Annotated in this window: 1 protein-coding gene; it reads left to right on the forward strand. The window is 57.5% G+C overall.

Annotated features, from left to right (window positions below; translation table 11 throughout):
• A partial coding sequence (locus HV355_RS23960; RefSeq protein WP_182403869.1) for a glycoside hydrolase family 1 protein occupies positions 1-1,025 on the forward strand: 1,025 nt, incomplete at both ends.

Genomic DNA, 1,025 nt, shown 5'->3' on the forward strand with positions numbered 1-1,025 from the left:
TTCCCGGATAATTTTTACTGGGGCGGGGCAATTGCCGCAAACCAGGTCGAGGGTGCATGGGACAAGGACGGCAAAGGGGTGTCCACCTCGGACGTTCAGCCCGCAGGTATCTTCGGCGAGGTGGTGGAACGTGACGGGAGCGTCAGCAGCATCAAGGACGTGGCCATCGACTTTTACCACCGCTACCCGGAGGACATTAAACTCTTCAGCGAGATGGGGTTTACCTGCCTGCGCGTTTCCATCGCCTGGGCACGCATCTATCCACAGGGTGATGAGCAGACCCCGAATGAAGCCGGTCTGGCCTACTACGACAGGCTGTTTGACGAGCTTCTGCAGCACGGAATTACGCCGATGGTGACGCTCTCCCACTATGAGATGCCCTGGAATCTGGTGACCCGCTATAACGGCTGGGCTGACCGCAGACTGATTGGTTTTTTCACTGACTACGCCGTCACGGTTTTCGGGCGCTACAGAGAGAAGGTCAAGCTGTGGCTGACCTTCAACGAAATCAACATGTCCCTGCACGCGCCGCTGACCGGAGTGGGCCTGCCTGAAGGCAGCAGTCAGGCTGATATCTATCAGGCTATCCACCATCAGCTGGTCGCCAGTGCCATCGTCGTGGGGCGGTGCCATGACATCATCCCGGATGCAAAAATCGGCAATATGCTCCTGGGGGGCCTGCTTTACCCGCTGACCTGCAAACCGGATGACGTGCTGAAAACGATGAATGAGAACCGCGGCTGGCTGTTCTTTGGCGACGTGCAGTGCCGCGGAGCCTACCCGGGGTACATGCTGCGCTTCTTCCGTGACAATAATATTGTGCTGGATATTACAGAGGAGGACCGCGAGCAGCTGAAGAACAACACCGTGGACTTCATCTCGTTCAGCTATTACAACAGCGGCTGTGCGACAACCGACGAGGACACCATCGAGAAGTCACGGGGTAACGTGCTGAGCATGATACAAAACCCGCTGCTGCCGGTGTCGGAGTGGGGCTGGACAATTGACCCGACGGGAATGCGCAT

It is taken from the genome of Enterobacter sp. RHBSTW-01064, assembly GCF_014103035.1.
Lineage (GTDB): Bacteria > Pseudomonadota > Gammaproteobacteria > Enterobacterales > Enterobacteriaceae > Enterobacter > Enterobacter mori.